This window comes from Peribacillus sp. NPDC058002 (assembly GCF_042886655.1).
In the GTDB taxonomy this organism is placed as follows: Bacteria; Bacillota; Bacilli; order Bacillales; family DSM-1321; genus Peribacillus; species Peribacillus aracenensis.
Genome location: NZ_JBHVQU010000513.1, coordinates 1 through 1,265, shown reverse-complemented (window position 1 = coordinate 1,265; position 1,265 = coordinate 1). Strand labels below are relative to the sequence as shown.

Here is a 1,265-nt window from a genome sequence, read left to right as displayed (position 1 = left end):
AGGTACATAGTTTCCATATTGTTCATATTCCGGTTTGTATACAACTCCAATCGCCCGATGTCCAATCCTATCTTGGAATAGCTGCCGATTTTCATCGGTGAAAATGAGCAACTTATCATAAGCCCCCGAAAGGTGCATTGCCTCCTCCCAGCTTCCATTCATTGCAGGGGGTACTGTTTTTATTTCAAGATCCACACCCCACTCATCTGCTGCAATGACAGTTCCCGTATAGGTTCCGAAACCTGTGATAAATACATCTTCAGCTGGGTTTTGTTCACGAATGACCTGCCCTACGTTAATCATCCCGGAATCTCTCATATCAGTAGCGCTGGCATCCCCAACATGGGTATTATGTTCCCATACAATCGCCTTTCCTTTTGAACCGTAAAAATCCATTATTTCATTTAGCACATCCACCATATGCATATCTCGGATATTCCATGATTTATCATCATGAACGACCATTGTCCTGTAATAATTTTCTGCATTATACGCTACTAATGCATTCACTTGAAGGTTCAAATTCAATTCTTCATGATTTGGGTATTTTTCTTTTTTCCGTTGAATAGTTGTCAGTAATTTGGCTACTTCCTCTATACAGTCTTCTGAAAAAATGCCTGCGGAAACTGCGTACTCTTCATTATTCCGATTGAATGGTTCAAAACATGTGAACGCCCGTCTTGCAGCCTCGAGGTCAGGTGAATCAATTTGTTTTAAGTGATGGATAACTTCATCCATAGATTCCCAAAGACTGTAAATATCTATCCCATAAAATCCAACTTTCGTTTGATTTTGTCCAGACTCATTGTATTCTTTCATCCATTCAATCAGGTCGATCATTTCCTCGTTTGCCCACATCCAGGTCGGCCAGCGGTCAAAAATCTTAAGCACATCCCTCGCCGAATTAAATACTTGGTCATAGCCTTTAACATACCTATTGATTGCCTGGCATGCGGGCCAATCGCCTTCAACCGCTACAAAGGTGAACCCTTTTTCTTGAATCAGTTTTTTTGTTATTTCAACTCTGGCCGTGTAAAACTCGGATGTTCCATGCGATGCCTCACCTAGCAATACAAATTTTGAATTTTTAACTTGTTGAACGAGCTTATCCCAATCTGCTTCACTTTTAAGCATGACTGATTGTTCGATTATTGACTGAACCAGATTATGATGCACTGTTTTTCCCCCTTGTTCTCGAGCATTAGCGTTTGTACTCAGCATTGTAATTTTTTTATATTGCGTGTACGTAGAGTAATTTATAATTG

1 protein-coding gene is annotated in these 1,265 nt (G+C 40.2%); it reads right to left on the bottom strand.

Features of this window, described 5'->3' with window-relative positions:
- Positions 1–1,176 (bottom strand): erythromycin esterase family protein (locus tag ACFVSH_RS26750; protein ID WP_387708850.1); only part of this gene is annotated, 1,176 nt, incomplete at its 3' end.
- Positions 1,177–1,265 lie beyond the last annotated feature (89 nt).